General features: G+C 66.8%; 19 protein-coding genes. 8 read left to right on the top strand and 11 right to left on the bottom strand.

The annotated features are described in order from the left end of the window. Positions 1 to 24: 24 nt before the first annotated feature. Positions 25 to 1,422 carry an RNA 5'-3' helicase PhoH2 gene (phoH2, locus tag AC5RVD_RS06980; protein WP_494122687.1) on the bottom strand — a complete coding sequence of 466 codons (1,398 nt, stop codon included), beginning with the start codon at positions 1,420 to 1,422 and terminating at the stop codon, positions 25 to 27. A 268-nt stretch (positions 1,423 to 1,690) separates the two neighbouring features. Further along, positions 1,691 to 2,452, bottom strand: a complete 762-nt coding sequence (locus AC5RVD_RS06985; protein WP_494113265.1) for an isoprenyl transferase — start codon at positions 2,450 to 2,452, stop codon at positions 1,691 to 1,693. A gap of 123 nt (positions 2,453 to 2,575) precedes the next feature. Between AC5RVD_RS06985 and trhA the strand changes: the two genes are divergently transcribed. Beyond that, the gene (trhA, locus tag AC5RVD_RS06990; protein ID WP_494126486.1) at positions 2,576 to 3,337 is read left to right on the top strand and encodes a PAQR family membrane homeostasis protein TrhA; all 762 of its coding nucleotides are present in this window, start codon (positions 2,576 to 2,578) and stop codon (positions 3,335 to 3,337) included. A 33-nt stretch (positions 3,338 to 3,370) separates the two neighbouring features. Here the strand turns inward: trhA and AC5RVD_RS06995 are convergent, their stop codons facing one another. The 3 genes from AC5RVD_RS06995 to mca form a co-directional block, all read right to left on the bottom strand. Then, positions 3,371 to 5,530 carry a thioredoxin domain-containing protein gene (locus tag AC5RVD_RS06995; protein WP_494126487.1) on the bottom strand — a complete coding sequence of 720 codons (2,160 nt, stop codon included), beginning with the start codon at positions 5,528 to 5,530 and terminating at the stop codon, positions 3,371 to 3,373. A 2-nt stretch (positions 5,531 to 5,532) separates the two neighbouring features. Beyond that, on the bottom strand, positions 5,533 to 5,883 hold the full coding sequence (locus AC5RVD_RS07000) for a hypothetical protein (RefSeq protein WP_494126488.1): 351 nt from the start codon (positions 5,881 to 5,883) through the stop codon (positions 5,533 to 5,535). Between the two features lie 64 nt (positions 5,884 to 5,947). Further along, positions 5,948 to 6,862 (bottom strand): mycothiol conjugate amidase Mca, encoded by a 915-nt coding sequence (mca, locus tag AC5RVD_RS07005; protein WP_494126489.1) that lies wholly within the window; start codon positions 6,860 to 6,862, stop codon positions 5,948 to 5,950. A 54-nt stretch (positions 6,863 to 6,916) separates the two neighbouring features. Here mca and AC5RVD_RS07010 point away from each other — a divergent pair, with 54 nt between their 5' ends. Together AC5RVD_RS07010 and greA are read left to right on the top strand one after the other, a co-directional pair. Further along, positions 6,917 to 7,366 carry a DUF4307 domain-containing protein gene (locus AC5RVD_RS07010; protein ID WP_494113270.1) on the top strand — a complete coding sequence of 150 codons (450 nt, stop codon included), beginning with the start codon at positions 6,917 to 6,919 and terminating at the stop codon, positions 7,364 to 7,366. A 270-nt stretch (positions 7,367 to 7,636) separates the two neighbouring features. Next, on the top strand, positions 7,637 to 8,128 hold the full coding sequence (greA, locus tag AC5RVD_RS07015) for a transcription elongation factor GreA (protein ID WP_494113271.1): 492 nt from the start codon (positions 7,637 to 7,639) through the stop codon (positions 8,126 to 8,128). Positions 8,129 to 8,226: 98 nt separating this feature from the next. On the opposite strand, the gene AC5RVD_RS07020 is transcribed toward greA, so the two are convergent. From AC5RVD_RS07020 to AC5RVD_RS07040, 5 genes are all read right to left on the bottom strand, one after another. Continuing rightward, positions 8,227 to 8,805 carry a rhomboid family intramembrane serine protease gene (locus AC5RVD_RS07020; protein ID WP_494113272.1) on the bottom strand — a complete coding sequence of 193 codons (579 nt, stop codon included), beginning with the start codon at positions 8,803 to 8,805 and terminating at the stop codon, positions 8,227 to 8,229. Positions 8,806 to 8,807: 2 nt separating this feature from the next. Next, the gene (ilvA, locus tag AC5RVD_RS07025; protein WP_494113273.1) at positions 8,808 to 10,046 is read right to left on the bottom strand and encodes a threonine ammonia-lyase; all 1,239 of its coding nucleotides are present in this window, start codon (positions 10,044 to 10,046) and stop codon (positions 8,808 to 8,810) included. Then, positions 10,043 to 11,320, bottom strand: coding sequence for an AI-2E family transporter (locus AC5RVD_RS07030; RefSeq protein WP_494126490.1), 1,278 nt, complete (start codon positions 11,318 to 11,320; stop codon positions 10,043 to 10,045). The genes ilvA and AC5RVD_RS07030 overlap by 4 nt, the downstream gene beginning before the upstream one ends. A 37-nt stretch (positions 11,321 to 11,357) precedes the next feature. Next, the gene (locus tag AC5RVD_RS07035; RefSeq protein ID WP_494113275.1) at positions 11,358 to 12,284 is read right to left on the bottom strand and encodes an aldose 1-epimerase family protein; all 927 of its coding nucleotides are present in this window, start codon (positions 12,282 to 12,284) and stop codon (positions 11,358 to 11,360) included. 79 nt (positions 12,285 to 12,363) lie between these two features. Beyond that, positions 12,364 to 13,206 (bottom strand): Bax inhibitor-1/YccA family protein, encoded by an 843-nt coding sequence (locus tag AC5RVD_RS07040; protein WP_494113276.1) that lies wholly within the window; start codon positions 13,204 to 13,206, stop codon positions 12,364 to 12,366. A gap of 223 nt (positions 13,207 to 13,429) precedes the next feature. On the opposite strand from AC5RVD_RS07040, the gene AC5RVD_RS07045 reads away from it, so the two are divergent. The 5 genes from AC5RVD_RS07045 to AC5RVD_RS07065 all read left to right on the top strand — a co-directional run bounded on the left by AC5RVD_RS07045 (position 13,430) and on the right by AC5RVD_RS07065 (position 18,163). After that, positions 13,430 to 13,726 (top strand): GroES family chaperonin, encoded by a 297-nt coding sequence (locus AC5RVD_RS07045; RefSeq protein ID WP_493978707.1) that lies wholly within the window; start codon positions 13,430 to 13,432, stop codon positions 13,724 to 13,726. Positions 13,727 to 14,011: 285 nt separating this feature from the next. After that, positions 14,012 to 15,334, top strand: a complete 1,323-nt coding sequence (locus AC5RVD_RS07050; protein WP_494113277.1) for a branched-chain amino acid ABC transporter permease — start codon at positions 14,012 to 14,014, stop codon at positions 15,332 to 15,334. Between the two features lie 11 nt (positions 15,335 to 15,345). Beyond that, complete coding sequence (locus AC5RVD_RS07055; RefSeq protein ID WP_494126491.1) at positions 15,346 to 16,326, top strand: branched-chain amino acid ABC transporter permease; 981 nt, start codon at positions 15,346 to 15,348, stop codon at positions 16,324 to 16,326. Between the two features lie 74 nt (positions 16,327 to 16,400). Then, positions 16,401 to 17,396: an ABC transporter ATP-binding protein gene (locus AC5RVD_RS07060; RefSeq protein WP_494126736.1), complete on the top strand. Its 996-nt coding sequence runs from the start codon at positions 16,401 to 16,403 to the stop codon at positions 17,394 to 17,396. Next, positions 17,393 to 18,163 (top strand): ABC transporter ATP-binding protein, encoded by a 771-nt coding sequence (locus tag AC5RVD_RS07065; RefSeq protein WP_493987908.1) that lies wholly within the window; start codon positions 17,393 to 17,395, stop codon positions 18,161 to 18,163. The genes AC5RVD_RS07060 and AC5RVD_RS07065 overlap by 4 nt, the downstream gene beginning before the upstream one ends. Before the next feature lie 248 nt (positions 18,164 to 18,411). Here AC5RVD_RS07065 and AC5RVD_RS07070 read toward each other — a convergent pair whose 3' ends face one another. After that, positions 18,412 to 19,806 carry an ABC transporter substrate-binding protein gene (locus AC5RVD_RS07070; protein WP_494113279.1) on the bottom strand — a complete coding sequence of 465 codons (1,395 nt, stop codon included), beginning with the start codon at positions 19,804 to 19,806 and terminating at the stop codon, positions 18,412 to 18,414. Positions 19,807 to 19,873: the final 67 nt, after the last annotated feature.

Genomic DNA, 19,873 nt, shown 5'->3' on the forward strand with positions numbered 1-19,873 from the left:
CCAACAGGCCGCGGATGCCGCCGGCTAGATCTCGGCTCCCTCCAGCAGCTCCGTGACCAGGGCCGCAATGGGCGAGCGCTCCGACCGTGTCAGCGTCACGTGGCCGAAGAGCGGGTGCCCCTTGAGCGTTTCCACGACGGCGGCGATGCCGTCGTGGCGTCCGACGCGCAGATTGTCACGCTGTGCCACATCGTGGGTGAGGACAATCTTGGAGTTCTGGCCGATCCGGCTCATCACCGTCAGCAGCACGTTCTTCTCCAGGGACTGCGCTTCATCCACCACCACGAACGAATCGTGAAGCGAGCGGCCGCGGATGTGGGTCAGCGGCAGCACCTCAAGCATGCCGCGGTCCATGACTTCCTCGACCACTTCGTTCGAAACCAGGGCGCCGAGCGTGTCGAACACCGCCTGCGCCCACGGATTCATCTTTTCCGATTCGGAGCCCGGCAGGTACCCGAGCTCCTGGCCGCCGACGGCGTACAGCGGCCGGAACACCACCACCTTCCGGTGCTCGCGCCGCTCCAGCACCGCTTCCAGCCCGGCACACAGCGCCAGGGCGGACTTGCCGGTACCGGCCCGTCCGCCGAGGGAGACTATTCCGACCTCCGGGTCCATCAGCAGGTCGATGGCCAGCCGCTGCTCCGCGGAACGGCCGTGCAAACCGAACACGTCACGGTCGCCCTTGACCAGGCGGACCTGTTTGTCGGCTCCCACCCGGCCGAGCGCCGATCCGCGGTTGGAGAGCAGCACCAGGCCGGTGTTGGCGGGCAGCTCCGCCGCTTCCGGGATGAACACCGGCTCGTGTCCATACAGCGCGTTCACGTCGTCGTCGGCCACATCCAGCTCGGCCACGCCGGTCCAGCCGGAGTCCTTGACCAGTTCGTTGCGGTACTCGTCCGCACGCAGCCCCAGCGCAGACGCTTTGACCCGCATGGGCAGGTCCTTGGAGACCACGGTGACGTTGCGGCCCTCGACGGCCAGGTTCTTGGCCACGGCCAAAATCCTGCTGTCGTTGCCGCCGCCGCGGAATCCGGCCGGCAGCACTTCGGGCGAAATGTGGTTGAGCTCCACCCGCAGCGTGCCACCCTCCGCACCCAGCGGTATGGCCTGGTTCAGGCCCCCGTGCTGCACGCGCAGGTCATCCAGCAGACGCAGCGCCTGGCGGGCGAAGTAGCCAAGCTCCGGGTCGTGCCGCTTGCCTTCCAGCTCCGTGATCACCACCACCGGCAGGATGACCTCGTGCTCGGCGAAGCGCAGCAGCGCCCGGGGATCGGACAGCAGCACAGAGGTGTCCAGGACAAACGACGCCCGCGCTGTCTCCGGTTCCCCGGCGGAAACAGAACGACCGGACGAGGTGGCAGCGGCGGGCTGCTTCCCGGGTCCGGTCGTGGCGGCAGGGTGCGGATTCTTGGTGGCGGTCATGCTTGCTCCCGTCCGGAGCGCGACGGCTCCGACTGATTGAAGCGGGGCGTGGACGGTAGGGCCACCAGGCCGGAACCGGCCTCCCCCGATGCGGCTTTCGCTGTGCGCATCAAACTGGTGGCCTCCCGATCAATCTGCGGTTTTGCTGACTGATAGTCCAAAATTACGCGGATGTAATTCACTAAGACAAGAGCCCGGGAGAAATCGTTTCAATGAATTCTGCGCGAACGGGAACGACGTCGGTGAGCCGCCCGCTCCGCGGCCCTGCTCAGGCGCCGAAACGGCGCTGCCGGCTGGCGTAGTCGCGCAGGGCGCGCAGGAAGTCCAGACGGCGGAAATCCGGCCACAGGGCCTCGCAGAAGTAGTATTCGCTGTAGGCGCTTTGCCACATCAGGAAGCCGGAGAGCCGCTGTTCGCCGGAGGTCCTGATGACCAGGTCCGGGTCCGGCTGGCCGCTGGTGTACAGGTAGCGGGAGATGTCCTCCACGCCCAGCGCACCGGCAACGTCGGCCAGGCTCTTGCCTTCGGCGTCGGCATGGCGGAGCAGGCCCTTGACCGCGTCTACGATTTCCCGTCGGCCGCCGTAACCCACGGCCACGTTCACGTGGACGCCGTTGACACACGCGGTCTGCTCCCCCAGAGCGCTGAGTTTGGCGGCGAGGTCGGCCGGGAGCGTCTCCAGCGCCCCGACGGGATGGACGCGCACGTTCTTGCCCTCGCCCAACCGGTCCAACGTATTGCCAATGACACCCAGCAGTTCGCGCAATTCGTCTTCCGAACGGCCCATGTTGTCCGTGGACAACATGTAGAGCGTGACCACCTTGATGCCCAGGTCGCCGCACCAGCCCAAGAACTCCAGGATCTTGTCGGCCCCCGCCTGGTGCCCTTCCCGCGTGGGCGCCCCGGCCAGTTTGGCCCAGCGCCGATTGCCGTCAACCACCACGCCGATGTGGCCCGGGATCCGGTCAGGCGCCAGCGAGCGCTGCAGGCGCCGCTCATACAGGCGGTACAGGACGCCGGGAAGAGACACAGCACCCCGCCTTCCTGATCGCCCGTTCACGACTTAGAATTCTATCCCCCCGTTCGGCCGGTTCCGCGCCACACCTTGTTACCGGCCGGTAACCACGGCGGCCCCGGCCGCTAGAATATCCGCATGAGTGAACGCGGCGCCGCCACCGGGCCATCGGGCTCCCGGGGCGGTTACGAGGATTCCCCTGCTCGCCGGGAGGCGACGGACGGTCCCATCGAACGGACCGTGGAGCAGGTCGCCGACGCACTCAATATCAAGCCGAGGTTCCGTGGCTGGCTGCATGCGGGGGCCACCCCGCTGGCCCTGGCGGCCGGAATTGTCCTCGTGGCGCTGGCACCCACCGCAGCGGCCAAATGGGCCTGCGCGGTCTACGCGGTCACGGGCTTGCTGCTCTTCGGCGTCAGCGCCGTCTATCACCGCGGCAACTGGAGCCCCAACGTCAAGCTGGTGCTCAAGCGCCTGGACCACACCAACATCATGCTGGTCATCGCCGGAACGTACACGCCGCTGGCCTGGTCACTGTTGGAACCGGCGAAGGCCACGCTGCTGCTGTGGCTGATCTGGGTCGGCGCCATCGCCGGCGTCGGGTTCCGGGTGTTGTGGCCCCATGCCCCGCGCTGGCTCTATGTCCCGGTCTATTGCGCCCTCGGGCTGGCCGCGCTGTTCTACCTGCCCGACTTCTTCGCTGCCAGCGTCCCCGCTTCGGTGCTGATCTGCGCGGGAGGCGTTCTCTACATTGGCGGTGCGGTGGTCTACGGGATCAAGCGGCCGAATTTCTCTGTCACCTGGTTCGGCTTTCACGAGTTGTTCCATGCCTTCACCGTGGTGGCTTTCGTCTGCCATTACATCGCCATCGTCATCGCGGTGCTGGGCCCCTCCGGTTGACGGTCGCAAAGGGCTTTCGGAACTGTTCCGGGCTCAGCCTGCTCCCGCGCCGAGCTCGGCCAGCAGGCCATTGACGGTCGCCACCGGCCGGCGGCAGACCATTCCGCGGCACACGTAAGCGAGCGCCCCTTCCGCCGGGACTGGCTTGTCGGCCAGCAGCGGGGCCGCCCCCTCCGGCGGCCCCGCCCGTCCGGAACGGGCGATGACCATGCCCGGGCTGCCGGTTGCGCGCGCCGCGGCTATGAGCGCGGCGGCTGCGCCCGGTGCCCCCGTGACTGCCAGCTCCACCGGCCCGGCCGCCAGTGCCTGCGCAGCTGCGAGGCCCCACCCGGCAGCACGCGGTGCCCGCACGGCAATCCCCTCCAGGTAGCCGAGCAGCCGGCCGGCCAGATCCCGGTGCCGGACGGAGCCGCTGTAGGCCGCATAGGTGGCCAACGCGCCGGCAAACAGGCTGGTGCCGCTGGGGGTGGCGCTCTCCAGCGGATCCGCGGGCGGAACGGATCCCGCGGCGGCAGCCACCTGGTCGGCAGGGGCCGCCTGGTCGTTAAGTTGTCCCTCACCCAGGAACACCTCCTCCGCGCGCAGCACCAGCGCTTCCGCGGCGGCAAACCAGCGGGGCTCCCCGGTGGCCGCATACAGCGAGAACAGTCCTTCCGCACAGCCGGCATAGTCCTCCAGCAAACCTTCGAAGTGCTGGGCAGAACCGTTGTGGGAAACCCGGGCAAGCCGGCCGGAGCCGTCCAGATGCACGGCCAGCAGGTAGTCCGCCACGGCCACGGCGGCGGCGGTCAGGTCGGGCCGCTCGAGCAGCTCTCCGGCTTCGGCCAGCCCGGCCACGGCCAGCCCGTTCCAACCGGCAACAACTTTTTCATCCCGCTCGGGCTGCGGCCGTTTCTTGCGTGCCGCCAGCAGTACCGGACGCAACCCTTCCCAGCGCTGCCGCTCGTCCGGCCCCAGCACCCGTCCCGGGTGCAACGTCGACCCGGTCGCGCTGACGTTGCCCCGCTCGCCCACACCCATCACGGAAGCGACCCAGCCGCCGTCGTCGTCGCCGAGCGCCTCCCGCAGCTCTGCCGGCGACCACAGGTACGTTGCGCCTTCATGGTGGACGCCGTCGACGACGGTGTCGGCGTCGAGCGAGGACGCCAACCCGCCGTGCGCCAACCGCAGCCGGTCCACCATCCAGTCCACCGTACCGGCCGTGACCGCCCGCCCCAGGTTCCTCTCGGCCTCTACCGAAGACTGGAAGGCCCATTGGGCATACACGCGCAGCAACTGGACATTGTCGTAGAGCATTTTTTCGAAGTGCGGCACGGACCACTGACGGTCCACCGCGTAGCGGGCAAAGCCGCCCTCCACCTGGTCGTACAACGCGGAGCCGGCCATGGCGGACAACGTGCGGGAAGACAATCCGGCGGCCTGCCCCGCAGTGTCGGACCCCGAGGCCGCAGCATGCCGGAGCAGGAAGTGCAGTACGGCCGACGGCGGAAATTTGGGGGCCGCGCCAAACCCGCCGAAGACGGTGTCCTCCTGGCGCGCCAGGACCTCGACGGCCTGTTCGAGGACCGGGCGGCCCGCACCCCAGCCGCTGGCGGACACCTGCACCGGTCCCGGCCCGAAATCGTGGGACTGGTCCGCCGCGCCGTCGTCGGGCGCCGGGGTGAGGTCCCCGAGGAGTTCACGGTTGGCTTCCCCGGCCTGCGCGAGGGCCTGGGCCAGCGAGGCGGCAGTGGTTTCAACGGCGCCGCGGCGCTGCTCCCAGGCTTCATGGACCGCCTGAAGCACCTGGCGGAAGGATGGCTGGCCCGGCAGCGGCCGCGGTGGGAAGTAGGTGCCGGCATAGAAGGCCCGGCCGTCGGGCAGGGCGAAGACGCTCATCGGCCAGCCGCCCTGGCCGGTCATCAGCTGCGTGGCCGCCATGTAGACGTTGTCCACGTCCGGACGTTCCTCCCGGTCCACTTTGACCGGAACGAAGTGCTCGTTCAGGTAGCGGGCCGTGGCCTCGTCCTCGAAGGATTCACCGGCCATCACATGGCACCAGTGGCACGCCGCGTAGCCGACCGAAACGAAAACAGGCACGTCGCGCAGACGTGCCTGTTCAAAGGCCTGGTCACCGAACGGCCACCAGTCCACCGGGTTCCCGGCATGCTGCCGCAAGTAGGCCGAAGCCTCTGAGCGCAGTCTGCCGGCCATGGTCACTCCCGGCGGTCCGGGCGGCCCGAGCCGCCGCTGTGTTCGTTCGTGCTCCCCGTTTCGGTGCCGCCGCCGTCCGTGTGCCCGCGCGTGCCCCCGCCTGCCTGCCCGGACGCTTCGGGGCCGGCCTCCCGCGCATCGTGGCCTCCGCTCTCCTCCACCTGGGAGCGGTAGCGCACCCGCCGGATGCGCCGGGACATGTCCCAGATCAGGAAAACCACCACGGCCGCAAGGGCAAAGGTGAAGAAGAAGCCCCAGGGCCCGGGCGAAACCTGGTCAGCGTCCAGGCCGGGCCGGAGAGTGGGTTCGCCGGCACCGGCGGCGACGGCGGCAAGGATCTGGATCAGGGGCAAGTTTCAATCTCTTTCTCGCTGCGTCCCGGAAAACTTCGGCTCCGGCGCGGGTTGGCTGCAAGGTCTATCTTATGCCCGCGAAAAAATCCGTTTCGGGCACGCTGGTCTCCACCCGGGCGTGGATCAGCGAGAAATCCTCCCACGGCCAGACGGTCCGCTGCATTTCCTCCGAGACCGCGAAGAAGAACCCGGTGGGCTCCACTTGGGTGCGGTGCGACAGCAGCGCGCGGTCGCGGTGGCGGAAGAAGTCGCCGCAGTCGATCTGCGTGGTGGTCCGGTGGTTGGGCATGGGCGGCTGGTGCCCCTCGGCGTCGGCCTCCAGCCATGCCGCGAGGCGTGCGGCGTAGGGCGACTGCAGGCCGGCTTCCTCCAGGGCGTAGTGCAGTGCGCGGAACCGTTCCGGGTTGAAGGCACGGTCATAGTAAAGCTTGAGCGGCTCCCAGGGACTGCCCGCGTCCGGGTAGCGCTCCGAGTCACCGGCAGCGTGGTACGCCTCCACCGCCACCTTGTGGGCCATGATGTGGTCCGGGTGCGGGTAGCCGCCGTTCTCGTCGTAGCTGATCACCACATGCGGACGGAACTCGCGGACCAGCTTAACCAGCGGAGCCGCCGCCCGTTCCAGGGGCAGGGTGGCGAAGCTGCCGAACGGCAGCGGCGGCAGCGGATCCCCCTCCGGAAGGCCCGAATCCGCGAACCCCAACCAGCGATGCTGTACGCCCAGCTCCGCTGCAGCCCGGGCCATCTCCACCCGCCGCATTCCGGCCAGGTCCCGGTGCGCCTGCGGATCGGAGGCGGCCTCCGCGTTGAGGATGTCGCCGCGTTCACCGCCGGTGCAGGTCGCGACGAGCACTTGGACGCCTTCGGCGGCATAACGCGCCATGGACGCGGCGCCCTTGCTGGATTCGTCGTCCGGATGGGCGTGGACCGCCAGCAGGCGCAGTCCCTCACTCTGCGCCGGCTTGGCTGCATCGAAGCTCACGTGGCTGCTCCTGGAAAATCTTGCGTGGGTGGGTGGGAAGCTAAACTTGAGGGCGTGAGCACCTCCGGCCCCCGAACTCCTCAGACTCCCCCCAGCTTAACGGTTTCCGAACGTTACGGCACGCCGCGGCGGACGCTGTCCCGCCGCAGCAAGCTGGCACTGGCCGGCGGGGCCCTGGGCGTGGCAGTTATCGGCGCCGGTTTCTTCGCCCTGGGCCAGGACGGGCCGCAGGTTGAGAGCAAGGACGTTGGCTTTTCGGTGGCCGACGCCGGCCACATCACCGTGGACTTCCAAGTCACCAAGGACCCCGAGGCGACGGTCCACTGCGCCGTACAGGCCCTGAGCGAGAACTACGCCGTCGTCGGCTGGAAGGTCGCCACGATCGGGCCCGCCGCCGAGGGGGATACGGCCGAAACCACGGCACACCGCGTTCAGCTGAGGACCGAATCCATGGCTGTCTCCGGCGGCGTGGACAGTTGCTGGGCCGCCGACGCCAGCGGCTGACGCCCCCGGTGGGCGCCGCCCGCGGTCTCGCTTTCCAGGGTGCGGCGCATCTTTTGCCACCGTGTTATTGGGAAAACCGGCGGGGGCTGACTACAATTGAGCAAATACATTCCGCCCCGCCTCCGGTGAACTGGGAACTCCCAGAACGAATGATTCACCTTCATGGCGGGGTCTTTGCATGGAGTGGCCGCCAACTTGGCGGCCTTTTGTGCAAAGAGCCATCGTGCCGGCCCGCGCCCAGCGGCACCGGCAGCAACTAAGGAGAACTACGTGTCCACTTCCAGCGCACCCGTCGCCTGGCTCACTCAGGAAGCCTACGACCGCCTGAAGGCTGAACTGGATCACCTTTCGGGCCCCGGCCGGGCAGAGATTGTCGACCGCATCGAACAGGCCCGCTCCGAGGGGGATCTCAAGGAAAACGGCGGATACCACGCCGCCAAGGAAGAACAGGGCAAGGCCGAAGCACGGATCCGTCAGCTCACCGAGTTGCTGCGCAACGCCCACGTGGGCGAAGCACCCGCTGACGACGGAATCGTAGAGCCGGGCATGGTCATCGAAGCGAAGATCGCCGGCGACACCGAGCGCTTCCTGCTGGGCAGCCGCGAGGTGGCCGGCGATTCCGACCTGGACGTGTACAGCGAAAAGTCCCCGCTCGGCGCGGCCATCCACGGCTTGCGCGCGGGAGAAACCACCACCTACGCTGCGCCTAACGGCAAGCAGATCACCGTGGAGATCATTTCGGCCAAGCCCTACGCCGGCTGATCACGCACCCCATCACAAAGGGCGGGCTCCTGCGGGAGCCCGCCCTTTCGCGTAGGCGGCAGCAGGCGTTGGGCGCTTCCGATCGCTGGGGAACGGGTTCAGCCCAGGCCCCGCCTGCGGCGGCGCAGCAGCACCGCCGCGGCGACTCCCCCGGCCGCCCCGAAAAGGTGCGCCTGCCAGGAGATCCCGGGCAGCGCCGTCGGCAGGACGCCCCACAAAACCGAGCCGTAGAAAAGAAAGATGACCACGGCCAGCAGGATCTGGCGCCAGCTGTGATTGTAGAAGCCGCGCACCAACAGGTAGGCCAACAGCCCGAAGACCAGGCCCGAGGCGCCGATTGTGAGGCCCGCACCGGTCAGCCAAACGCCCAGCCCGGAGGCCAGCCAACTGCAGGCGAGCACCACGGAAAACCGCCGGATTCCTTCCAGCAGCGTCAGGAACGCGAGCACCAGCAGCGGGACAGTGTTGCTCAACAGATGGCTGGTATCGGCGTGTAGCAGCGGCGCGAACACCACGCCGTCGAGCCCCTCTAGCCGCCGTGGGGCGATGCCCAGCAGCAGGCTGAAGTACCCGCCGGCAAGGATGTTGACGAGGAAGACGACCCAGAGCAGTGCCGCGAATGCCCCGGCTCCGGCCAGCGCCGGGGCGGGGCGCAGTCCACGGCTTCCGGCCGCCACGGTCAGTGGACGACGACGGGCTGGAAGCCCGCGGCGCGGAGGCTGCCGAGCACCAGTTCGCAGTGCTCGTGGCCCTTTGTCTCGATGTCGATGGTGATGGCAACGTCGCCCATGCTGATTGACCCGCCGATGCGGGTATGGTCCACGCGGGTGACATTGGCATCCGATTCGGCGATGATCCGCGAAATCGTGGCCAGCGAACCGGGACGATCGTCGAGCATGATCCGCACGGACATGAACCGGCCGGAGGCATACAGACCCCGCTGGATCACTTTCAGCATCAACATAGGATCTATGTTTCCGCCGGAGAGAATCACCGCCGTGGTGCCCGGATCCGGGATGACACCTTCCATGAGCGCAGCGACGCCGACGGCGCCGGCCGGTTCGACCACCAGCTTGGACCGCTCAACCAGGAAGATCAGGGCGCGGGCCAGGGCGTCTTCGCTGACCGTGACCACGTCGTCGACCAGTTCCCTGATGATGGAGAACGGCAGCTGACCGGGGCGGCCGACGGCGATACCGTCGGCCATGGTGGAGACCTTCTGCAGCGGCACCAGCGCATCGGCGGCGAGGGAGGGAGGGTATGCTGCCGCGTTCTCCGCCTGCACGCCGATCACCTTGATCTCGCGGCCCAGCTCCTTGGCCCTGGCTTTGACCGCCGTGGCGACCCCGGCCAGCAGGCCGCCGCCGCCGACGCCCATGACGATGGTCTCGACGTTGGGGACCTGCTCCAGGATCTCGAGCCCCAGGGTGCCTTGGCCGGCGATGATGTCCGGGTTGTCGAAGGGATGCACGAAGACCGCGCCGGTTTCGTCCGCATAGCGCTGGGCCTCGGCGAGGGCTTCGTCCACGTTGTGGCCGTGCAACACCACTTCGGCGCCATGGCCACGGGTGGCCGCGAGCTTCGGCAAGGCGACGCCGAGCGGCATGAAGATACGGGCCTTGATGCCCAGGCGGGCCGCAGCCACCGCCACGCCCTGCGCGTGGTTTCCGGCGGAGGCAGCCACGACGCCGCGTGCCTTCTCCTCATCGGACAGCCCGGCCATCCGCACGTACGCCCCGCGGACTTTGAACGACCCGGCCCGCTGCAGGTTCTCGCATTTGAAGAACACGTCGGAGCCGACCATCCGCCCCAGTGCGCGGGATTGTTCGATCGGCGTCTTGGCGATGATGCCGTCAAGGGTTATCCGGGCGGCCTGGATGTCGTCGAGCGTGACGGGAAGCTGGGCGGTGACTGTCACTTGTCGGTCTCTTTTCTCTGCAGCAGGACGCGGCGTCGGCGGGAAGGTCCCCGGTCTGAGGGTTCGGGCGGATTTCCAGGACCCGGCGAAGCCAACGCCGGTTCCGGCGCCCGGTATGGCTCTTCCACCGGTGGCGGCGCGCCCAAGGCGGGGTCCGTTTCCCATCCGCGGGCGGCAATGTACTTCACGAACGCATTGAGTATCGCGAGCAAGGGGACGGCGAAGAGCGCACCGGCGATGCCCGCGACCATGGAGCCGCCGGCGACGGCCAGCACGACGGCCAACGGGTGCAACGAGACTGCCTTGCCCATGATCAGCGGCTGGAGCACGTGGCCCTCTAACTGCTGCACACCCAGCACGATGGCGAGCATGATCAGCGCATTGACCCAGCCGTTGGCCACCAGGGCCAAGAGGACGGCGACGAACCCGGTGAGCAGGGCGCCAACGATCGGGACAAAGGAACCAAGGAATACCAGGACGCCGAGCGGCAGTGCCAGCGGCACGCCGATGATGGCCGCGCCGGCGCCGATGCCGACGGCGTCAACGAAGGCGACGAACATCTGGACCCGGATGTAGTGGACCATGGAGGTCCATCCCTTGCGGCCGGCGCCATTGCCTGCCGCCCGCGCCTTCTTGGGCAGCAGCCCGACCATGAAACGCCAGATCCGGTCACCGTCGTACAGGAAGAAAATCAGGGCGAAGATGGTCAGCAGCAGGCCGGTGACCAGGTGTCCGGCGGTGGACCCGACGCTGAGGGCGCTGGAGAAAATCGCGCTGCTGTTGTTCTGAAGCTGGTCCAGGCCTTCGTTCAGGTAGTCGTTGAGTTGTTCGTTGGTCAGGCGGAGCGGTCCGTTGGTCAACCAGCCCTGAACCTGGCCGATGCCTTGCAGCACCTGGTCCCACAACTCGCTGAAGCCGATGTAGAGCTGCCGGCCGACCAGGGAGAGAGCCCCGCCAATCAGCCCCAGGAAGCCCAGGATGGTGATGACCACCGCCAGGCTCTTGGGAACCTTGGCCTTGAGCAGGAACCGGACAACGGGGGAAATCAAGGCGGCAATCAACGCCGCGACCATCAGCGGGATGATCAGCAGCGAGACGAAACTGAGCAGCCAGACCAGCAGTCCGCCGACGACCAGGATCAGGCCCACCCGCCACGCCCAGGCCGCGCTGATCCGCAGCGCATAGGGCACGTCCTCGCGGACGTGGTGTTGACCGTCGGCTCCGGCCAAGCGTCCGGCCGGCAGCGGACGGTTTTCGGGGAAGGACCGGTTCATACACCCAATAGTTTCATATTGTGACCCAGTCGTGCGTTCAGTGAAGCTGCGCCGTAATGCCCCAGCTTCCGCCGAACGATGCACCGGGTTCCAGCCATCGAAGCCCCAGGCCGGTATTGAGGCTGTTGGCGGGCGCCGTCATGGGTTCCACCGCTACGGCGCGGTCGCGGCCCGGATATTTTGTGGTCACAAAGACATGGACGTAGCGGAACGGTTCTTCCTGCCACAGCCCGACCACCGAACCGCCCTCCGAGGCGAGTGTGGTCACCACGCGCCCGCCGGATCCGGCAGACAGTCCGGCATAGCCGCGGTCGATGTCGAGGTCCGCCACCAAGGCTCCACTGCGCAGGTCGGTCTGGTCGTTGACCGGGGCATCCGCCGTCGGAATCTTGGTGTGCCGGTCCGCCGGAAAGAACCGCGCCGCCGGCACGGTCAGGGTCAGCCGGTCGGCGGGTTCGTCTCCCAGCCGGATGAAGGGATGCGCGCCCAGCGCGACCGGGGCCGCCGTTGCGGACAGGTTCAGCAGTTCCTGCCGGACCGTCAGGTCGCCGGCCTGGTCCAGGGAGTACTCGGCGACATGGCTGAGCCGGAAGGGGTAGCCGTGCTGCGGGAAGATCTCCGCCTGCAACACCACCGCGGACCCGCTGCGGTCGATCAGCCGGTAGCCGGTATTTCGCAGCAGCCCGTGGATGGCATGGCCGCGGCCCGGTTCCGTGATGTCCAGTTGCTGGACGGCGCCGTCGAGCTCCCAGCGTCCTCCGTCCACCCGATTGGGCCAGGGCGCCAGCAGGATGCCCGAGGCCGAGGGCGGGATCCGGTCATCGTCGAACGTCTCGGTCAGCTGCACGCCCTGTTTTTCGAAGAGCCGGAGGCAGCCCGCCAGTTCGGTGATCACGGCCCTCGATCCGGCGCGCCGCAGTTCATACTGCTCGCCGGTCGCTGCCCGGCTGCGCTTGCCCGTCATGCATCCACCGTACCGGGCCGCTGCTTAAAGGAGCCGACCCCGGCGCCGGGCCGGGGTCGGTGGGTAGAAATACGGCTGATTACTCGTCGCCGCGGAGGATGGCGAGCAGGCGCAAAATCTCCACGTAGAGCCAGACCAGCGTAACGGTCAGGCCGAAGGCGGCCGTCCACGAGTACTTGCGGTCCACGCCCTGCTTGACGCCCTGTTCGATCGAGGTGAAGTCGACGATCAGGGAGAACGCGGCCAGGCCGATGGCCAGCAGGCCGATGATCACGCCCAGCGGGATGTCGATGCCCATGATGGTGATCGGGACGCCGCGCATGCCCCACTGGTTGTCCAGCACGCCGAACCACATCAGGCCCAGGTTCACCAGCGAGAAGAGCGCGTAGCCGATCAGCGCGATCATGAAGAAGCGCATGGCCTTGGGCGTGGCGCGGACCTTGCCGCTCTTGAACAGGGCCAGCGTGACGGCGAAGACGCACACGGTGCCCAGCACGGCCTGCGGGGCCACGCCGGGGTACATCGCATCGATGACCATGGACAGGGCGCCGACGAACAGGCCTTCGGCGGCGGCGTAGGCCAGGATGAGGCCCTTGGACGGTTCCCGCTTGAAGGCGTTGACCAGGCCGAGGACCAGGCCGGCGATCATGCCCGGAATCAGCAGGATCGGGAACATCCAGCCGATGGCACCGCCCACGACCACCAGGGACAGGCACGCCAGGGTCTTGAGGATGACGTCGTCATAGGTCATCCGGCCGGTCTGGGCAGGGCCCGCCGACGGCTGGTTGTACAGATCCTGCAACTGCTGGCTGGAAAGCTGGGTCTGGCCGGCCAGCACGGCAGAGCCGGCTCCGGCAGGTCCCGCGGGCGAACCGCGGAACGCCTTCGGGTTGTTGAAAACCGGATTTCCTCCGATTGCCATCTTGTTGTCCTCCATCGTCAGGGGGCGAGCTAATGCTTAGACTACCAATCCCAACGAACGACACGGCAGAAAATTCCATGACGGGCCGATGAACCCTCATCGGGGCCCCGCCGCCGACCTCCCGGCGGCCCGTTGCGCCTGCCCCGGGTAGAATGCTCCAGTGACTTCCCGCAGTCCTTCCAACCCGCCCCGCTCCTCCGCCCGGGCCAAACTGCCCCTGCGGATGCTCCATGACCGCATCCTCGTGGCCCCGGACCAGGACAGCAGCGAGCGCCGTTCGTCCTCGGGAATCGTCATTCCTGCCACCGCCGTCATGGGCAAGCGCCTGGCGTGGGCCGAGGTAGTCGCCGCGGGCCCGCACGTGCGCCAGGTGGCGGTCGGCGACCGGGTGCTCTTCGACCCCGAAGACCGGGCGGAAGTCGAAGTCAACGCCGCCGACTACACACTCCTCCGCGAGCGCGACGTCCACGCCGTCTCCCAGCCCGAGGAAGCGGACAGCGGCACGGGGCTCTACCTGTAGTTCCCCGCCGCTTCCTGTCGTTTTCCCGCGGGAAACGCCCCTGGCGTTCGCCTCGGCTCGGCCGGCATCCGGTAGCCCGGCTGCTCCCTAAAGCCGATACGTTTCACCCCCGCTAAACAACGGCTTCACAGTTGTTACCTGATCGCGACAGAACGCGCCCTCCCGCCACCCGTGACGCAGGTAACATAAACGACACGTCGGTGATTTCCGTCACAGACGCTGTCAGCGCCTGCCGGTGATCCGGCGGACACACCCCCCACTGTGGAGGTTCATATCTTGATCGCGATGCCGAAGCTTGTTCGGCCATTGGGGACACTACTCGCCTTACTGGCGATCATCACGGGGATCCTCTTGTCCGCTCCCCCCTCACTGGCTTCGACCACCTCACCTGAGCCGACCCCTGGTACGACGACGACCGCGCCGGCGGAGCCGTTCCGCGACACGATCAGCGGCGTCCTGCGCAATGCCGACGGCCCCGTCGTGGGAGTGCGGATCACGGCCACGGGCGAAGGATTCAGCGGCGAAGCAATCACCGGCGAAAACGGGTCTTGGTCGATCGGTGTTCCGGTCCGGGGAACCTATCAAGTCGAAGTGGACGTCTCCACCTTCCCGGAGGGAGTGGAGCTGGCCGAAGGCACGCCCAATCCGCGGGAAGTCACCTTCACCAACACGTCCAACGCCGCGGCCATCTTCCCGCTGGGGGAAGGCATTGTGCTCCAAGGCGCCGGTTTCGGCGAGATCTTCGTAGAGCGTCTCATTGCGGGCCTGAGTTTCGGCCTGCTGCTGGCCCTGGCCTCGGTGGGGTTGTCCCTCATCTACGGCACGACCGGCCTGACCAACTTCGCCCACGGCGAGATGGTCACCGCCGGCGCGGTGCTGATGTTCGGCTTCGCGCTTCTCGGCCTTCCGGTGTGGCTGGCGATGCTGTTGGCCATTGCCCTGGGTGGTGCGTTCGGCTGGGCCCAGGACGCCTGGCTGTGGAAGCCGTTGCGTTATCGGGGTACCGGGCTGATCCCCATGATGATCATCAGCATCGGCCTGGCCTTGGCTGCCCGCTATGTCATCCAGTTCAACTTCGGCGGCGCCACGCAGCAGCTGCCGCAGGCAAGAAGCCCCATTCTGGAACTGGGCAACATTTCGATCAGCCGCAATACGCTGCTCTCCCTGGTTGTCAGCCTGATCGTGATCATCCTGATTGCCATGCTGCTGCTGAAGACCCGGCTGGGCAAGGCGACCAGGGCCGTCGCCGATAATCCCGCGCTGGCGGCAGCGTCCGGCATCGACGTTGACGGCGTGATCCGCATCGTCTGGACGGTCGGCGGGGTGCTGGCCGCGCTGGGCGGCATCCTCTGGGCCTATTACCGCCCCGGCGTCACCTTCAACATGGGGCAGCAGATCCTGCTGCTCGTCTTTGCCGGCGTCATCCTCGGCGGCCTAGGCACCGTGTTCGGCGCCCTGGTCGGTTCGGTCATCGTCGGCCTGTTCGTCGAACTGTCGACGCTCTGGCTGGAAGCAGACCTGAAGTACGTCGGGGCCCTGCTGATCATGATCGTCGTCCTGCTGTTCCGGCCACAGGGCATCCTGGGCCGTCGAGAGCGCGTGGGTTAGGAGGCAACACCATGGATTTCCTGAACATATTCACGAACGCACTGGGCGAAATCATCAGCCCGACTACGGCCGCCTACGCCCTGGCTGCACTCGGCCTGGCCGTCCACTTCGGCTATTCCGGCCTGCTGAACTTTGGCCAAGCCGGTTTCATGGCTATCGGCGCCTACGGCTTCGCCATTCCCACGCTGGAGTGGGGCGTGCCGTTCTTTGTCGGCGTCTTGATAGCCCTGATCGGCTCGGTGATCTTTGCGCTGCTGCTGGGCATCCCCACACTGCGCCTCCGGGCGGATTATCTGGCCATCGTCACGATCGCTGCCGCGGAGATCATCCGGTACGTGGTCACCACCAACGACCTGACGGACATCACCGGTTCGGCCAACGGCTTGGCTGCCTTCGAAGGCGGGTTCTTCGCCCTGAACCCGTTCCCGCAGGGCGTCTACAATTTCGGCCTGGTGAGCCTGAATGAGCGCGGCCTCTGGATCCGCGTGGTCGGCTGGGGCCTGGTGATAATCTGCTGCCTGCTGGTGTTCCTGCTGATGCGCAGCCCGTGGGGCCGGATTTTGAAAGGCATTCGCGAGGACGAGAACGCGGTGCGGTCCGTGGGCAAGAATGTGTACTCGTACAAGATGCAGGCCCTCATCATCGGCGGCCTGTTCGGAACCATGGCCGGCATGGTCTTCACCCTCCCCCGCGGAGCGGTGCAACCGGCCAACTACCAGACGGAGCTGACGTTCTTCCTCTGGACCTGCGTGCTGCTGGGCGGCATGGCCACCGTCCTCGGCCCTGTTATCGGCGCCATGATCTTCTGGGTAGTCCTCTCGCTGACCCAGGGACTGCTCTACGGTGCCATCGAGGCGGACTACATCACCTTCCTGACAACCACACAGGCCGGGCAGCTCCGCTACATCCTGGTTGGCATCGCCTTGATGCTGCTGATGATCTTCAGGCCCCAAGGCGTGCTGGGCAATAAGAAAGAACTGGCATTCACATGAGCGAACAAGACCGCGCCACGACCGGGTCCGCCACAGCTGCCCCGGATCAGGCGGACCAGCCGGACAACGATTACATGACGGACACCCGCCCCATTGCCGCCGACGAGCCGGGCCCGGGCTGCCGGAAACGGGATCCCATCCTCGTCGCCAAAAACGTCACCCGGCAGTTCGGCGGCGTCAACGCCGTGGACGTGGAATATCTCGAGATCCCACGGCACCAAATCACCGCGCTGATCGGGCCCAACGGGGCGGGCAAGACCACGCTGTTCAATTTGCTTACCGGCTTCGACGTCCCCCAGAGCGGCGAGTGGTCCTTCGAGGGGCATTCGCTCGCCGGCGTGCCGTCCTACAAGGTGGCGCGCATGGGCATGGTGCGGACGTTCCAGCTGACCAAGGTCATGGGAAAGCTCTCCGTCATGGAGAACATGCGCTTGGGTGCCACCGGCCAGTCCGGCGAGAACCTGTTCAAAGCCCTCTTCAAGAACATCTGGGGGCCCAAGGAACGGGAAATCACCGAGCAGGCCGACGTCCTGCTGACCAAATTCAAACTGGACTCTAAACGGGACGACTACGCGGCATCGCTCTCCGGCGGCCAGCGCAAACTGCTGGAAATGGCGCGCGCCTTGATGGTCCGGCCCAAGCTGGTCATGCTCGATGAGCCGATGGCCGGCGTCAACCCCGCGCTGACGCAGTCGCTGCTGGAGCACGTCAAAAACCTGAAGGCCGAGGGCATGACCGTGTTGTTCGTCGAACACGACATGCAAATGGTCCGCCACATCGCCGACTGGGTGGTCGTCATGGCCGAAGGGAGGATCGTGGCAGAAGGTCCGCCGGCCATCGTCATGAAGGATCAGGCAGTGATCGACGCCTATCTGGGCGCCCATCACGACGTCGACCTGGGCGACGCCGAAGGCGTCGAGGCGCTGGAAGAAGAGTTGGCGCAGGACGCGGAGTCGGTAGTGGGAACGGCCAGCGAGGGCGTTCTGGGCCGCCACATCAGCGAGCGTGATTCCAGCGCAGACGAAGCCGACGACACCCACCGAAGCCCGAGAAGGAAGAACCAGCCATGAATGCGCGCCGCATAGAATCGACCCCGGCAGCCGTGGCACCGGGGGAACCGGTGGTCACCGTGACGGACTTGGTGGCCGGCTACCTGCCCGGCGTCAATATCCTTAACGGCTGCAGCATCGAAGCCCGCCAGGGCGAACTGATTGGCATCATCGGCCCCAACGGTGCCGGCAAATCGACCCTGCTCAAGGCGATGTTCGGCCTGGTCAAGGTCCATTCCGGCACCGTGGTGGTCCGCGGCCAGGACCTGACCGGACTGAAGGCGAACAAGCTCGTCAGCCGCGGCATCGGGTTCGTTCCCCAGAATAACAACGTCTTCTCGACGCTGACCATCGAAGAAAACATGGAAATGGGCATGTTCCAGCGGCCCAAGGACTTCAGGAAGCGCTTCGATTTCGTGGCGGGCATCTTCCCGGACCTGGCCAAGCGGCGCGCGCAGCGGGCCGGTTCGCTCTCCGGAGGTGAACGCCAGATGGTGGCAATGGGACGGGCCCTGATGATGGATCCGGCGGTGCTGCTCTTGGACGAGCCTTCGGCCGGCCTCTCGCCGGTCAAACAGGACGAGACGTTCCTGCGGGTGCACGAAATCAACCGGGCCGGTGTCTCGGTCATCATGGTGGAGCAGAACGCGCGCCGCTGCCTGCAGATCTGCGACCGCGGTTACGTCCTCGACCAGGGCAAGGACGCCTACACCGGTACCGGCCGCGAGTTGCTGAAGGATCCGAAGGTCATCCAGCTCTACCTGGGCACCCTCGCGGACACCGCCTGAGTCCACCGCAGCCAGCCACCTCGACGGCGGCGCTCGTCCTCCGGGGCGGGCGCCGTCGTCGTTGAAGCACTCCCACAGGCAGGTATTTCCCGCCGCGTGCGGCCGTTGGGCCCGGTTCAATGCCAGGCGGCCCTGTCATGCCTCCCACCCCACCCCCATTCACCGGTAGCCCGCTCTGGAGCACGACAGAGGGTCCCGGCCGGCGGCCGGGACCCTCTGCTGTGTTTACCAGTGGTGCTGGAGCGGCCTTACAGCTGGCCGAACTCCTCGCGCTTCGGCTGGGGTACGTTGGTGTCGTCGTACTCGTAGATGCCGATGTAGGCCTCGGTCGGGTCACCGTTCTCGTCGAACGAGATCGGGCCGGAGATGCCGTCGTAATCGATATCCTCACCGTTGCGCAGCAGGGTGACACAGCCGGCGAAGTCGAAGCACTTCTCACCGTCCGCTGACACGCCCTGCATTTCCTTGGCGATGTCCTCGCCCTTGGTGCTTCCGGCGGCTTCGGCTGCCAAGGCCACCAGGTTCACCGCGTCGTAGGACTCACCTGCGTAGGAGTAGGAATTGAGGTTGTCGTCCATTTCCGCCAACGCCGCCTGGAAATCTTCCTTGGCGAACGTTCCGGGGATCGTGCCCTGGGCACCCACCATGGCGCCCGGGTCGAGGTCCGCGCTCAGGTCCGAGGTGTTGCCGTCCACCAGGAACATCTGGTCGGGGGTGACACCCTTGGACAGCAGCAGCGGCGCGATCGACTTGATCTGGTCAAAGGTGATCAGCGCGATGGCGTCGGGCTTGGCGTTGACGACGGCGTCCACCTGCGAGCTGAACTGGGAGTCGCCCTCGTTGAACATTTCGGTGGCCACAACCTGGCCGCCGGCGCCTTCAAAAGCCTGCTTGACGTTGTCCGCCAGGCCGGTGCCGTAGGCGTCATTCAACACGATCATGCCCAGCGTCTGGGCACCACAGGACACCATGTAGCTGCCCAGCGTGCGGCCCTGGAGCACGTCCGAAGGGGCGGTGCGCCAGTACAGGTTGTTGTCATCCCAGGTGGTGAAATCGGGCGATGTGTTCGCCGGGGAGATCTGCACCACCCCTGCGCCGGTGATCTGGTTGATCACGGTCTTGGATACGCCCGAGGACGCTGCTCCCACGATGGCGCTGACGTCCTCGCTCAGCAGTTCGGTCACGGACTGGGTCGCGATGTCGGTGGTGGTATCACCGGAGTCGCGCTGGATGGTTTCCACGTCTTTGCCCAGTACACCGCCGGCCTCGTTGATCCGGTCAACGGCCAGCTTGACGCCTGCAACTTCCGGCGGGCCCAAAAAGGCCAGCGAGCCGGTGGCCGGCAGCAGCGTGCCGATCTTCAGCGGGGTGTCGGTGGAGCCCTTGGTCTCCGGAACAGCGGACGGGTCGCCCGTCGCGCCTGCAGTGGGGCCCCCGCCCTCTCCTGCTTCGGGACACACCAAACCGGATGCGCCCGCCGGTGCCGAGGTCCCTGCTCCCCCGCCGGTCTCCGAGGGCGTGGTCGTCCCCCCGCCGCACGCCGAGGCAAACAAAGCGATCCCCAATCCGAGCGCGGCCACCCGTCCCGCGCGTGCGGAATTGCCGCCGGTGCCGAAAAGCACTGCGTTGCGTGTTGCAGTCATGTATGTTTTCTCCTCGATCGAAAGGTCCGCGAACCTTTGATGCGATCACCAGGTATTCCTGATTACA

Source organism: Arthrobacter sp. THG-b23, assembly GCF_059091265.1.

Coding starts and splice junctions, on each gene's coding strand:
- phoH2 (WP_494122687.1), bottom strand. CDS start 1,422: ATGACCGCCACCAAGAATCCGCACCCTGCCGCCACGACCGGACCCGGG.
- trhA (WP_494126486.1), top strand. CDS start 2,576: ATGAGTGAACGCGGCGCCGCCACCGGGCCATCGGGCTCCCGGGGCGGT.
- AC5RVD_RS06995 (WP_494126487.1), bottom strand. CDS start 5,530: ATGGCCGGCAGACTGCGCTCAGAGGCTTCGGCCTACTTGCGGCAGCAT.
- AC5RVD_RS07030 (WP_494126490.1), bottom strand. CDS start 11,320: ATGAACCGGTCCTTCCCCGAAAACCGTCCGCTGCCGGCCGGACGCTTG.
- AC5RVD_RS07035 (WP_494113275.1), bottom strand. CDS start 12,284: ATGACGGGCAAGCGCAGCCGGGCAGCGACCGGCGAGCAGTATGAACTG.
- AC5RVD_RS07040 (WP_494113276.1), bottom strand. CDS start 13,206: ATGGCAATCGGAGGAAATCCGGTTTTCAACAACCCGAAGGCGTTCCGC.
- AC5RVD_RS07045 (WP_493978707.1), top strand. CDS start 13,430: ATGCTCCATGACCGCATCCTCGTGGCCCCGGACCAGGACAGCAGCGAG.
- AC5RVD_RS07050 (WP_494113277.1), top strand. CDS start 14,012: ATGCCGAAGCTTGTTCGGCCATTGGGGACACTACTCGCCTTACTGGCG.
- AC5RVD_RS07055 (WP_494126491.1), top strand. CDS start 15,346: ATGGATTTCCTGAACATATTCACGAACGCACTGGGCGAAATCATCAGC.
- AC5RVD_RS07060 (WP_494126736.1), top strand. CDS start 16,401: ATGACGGACACCCGCCCCATTGCCGCCGACGAGCCGGGCCCGGGCTGC.
- AC5RVD_RS07065 (WP_493987908.1), top strand. CDS start 17,393: ATGAATGCGCGCCGCATAGAATCGACCCCGGCAGCCGTGGCACCGGGG.
- AC5RVD_RS07070 (WP_494113279.1), bottom strand. CDS start 19,806: ATGACTGCAACACGCAACGCAGTGCTTTTCGGCACCGGCGGCAATTCC.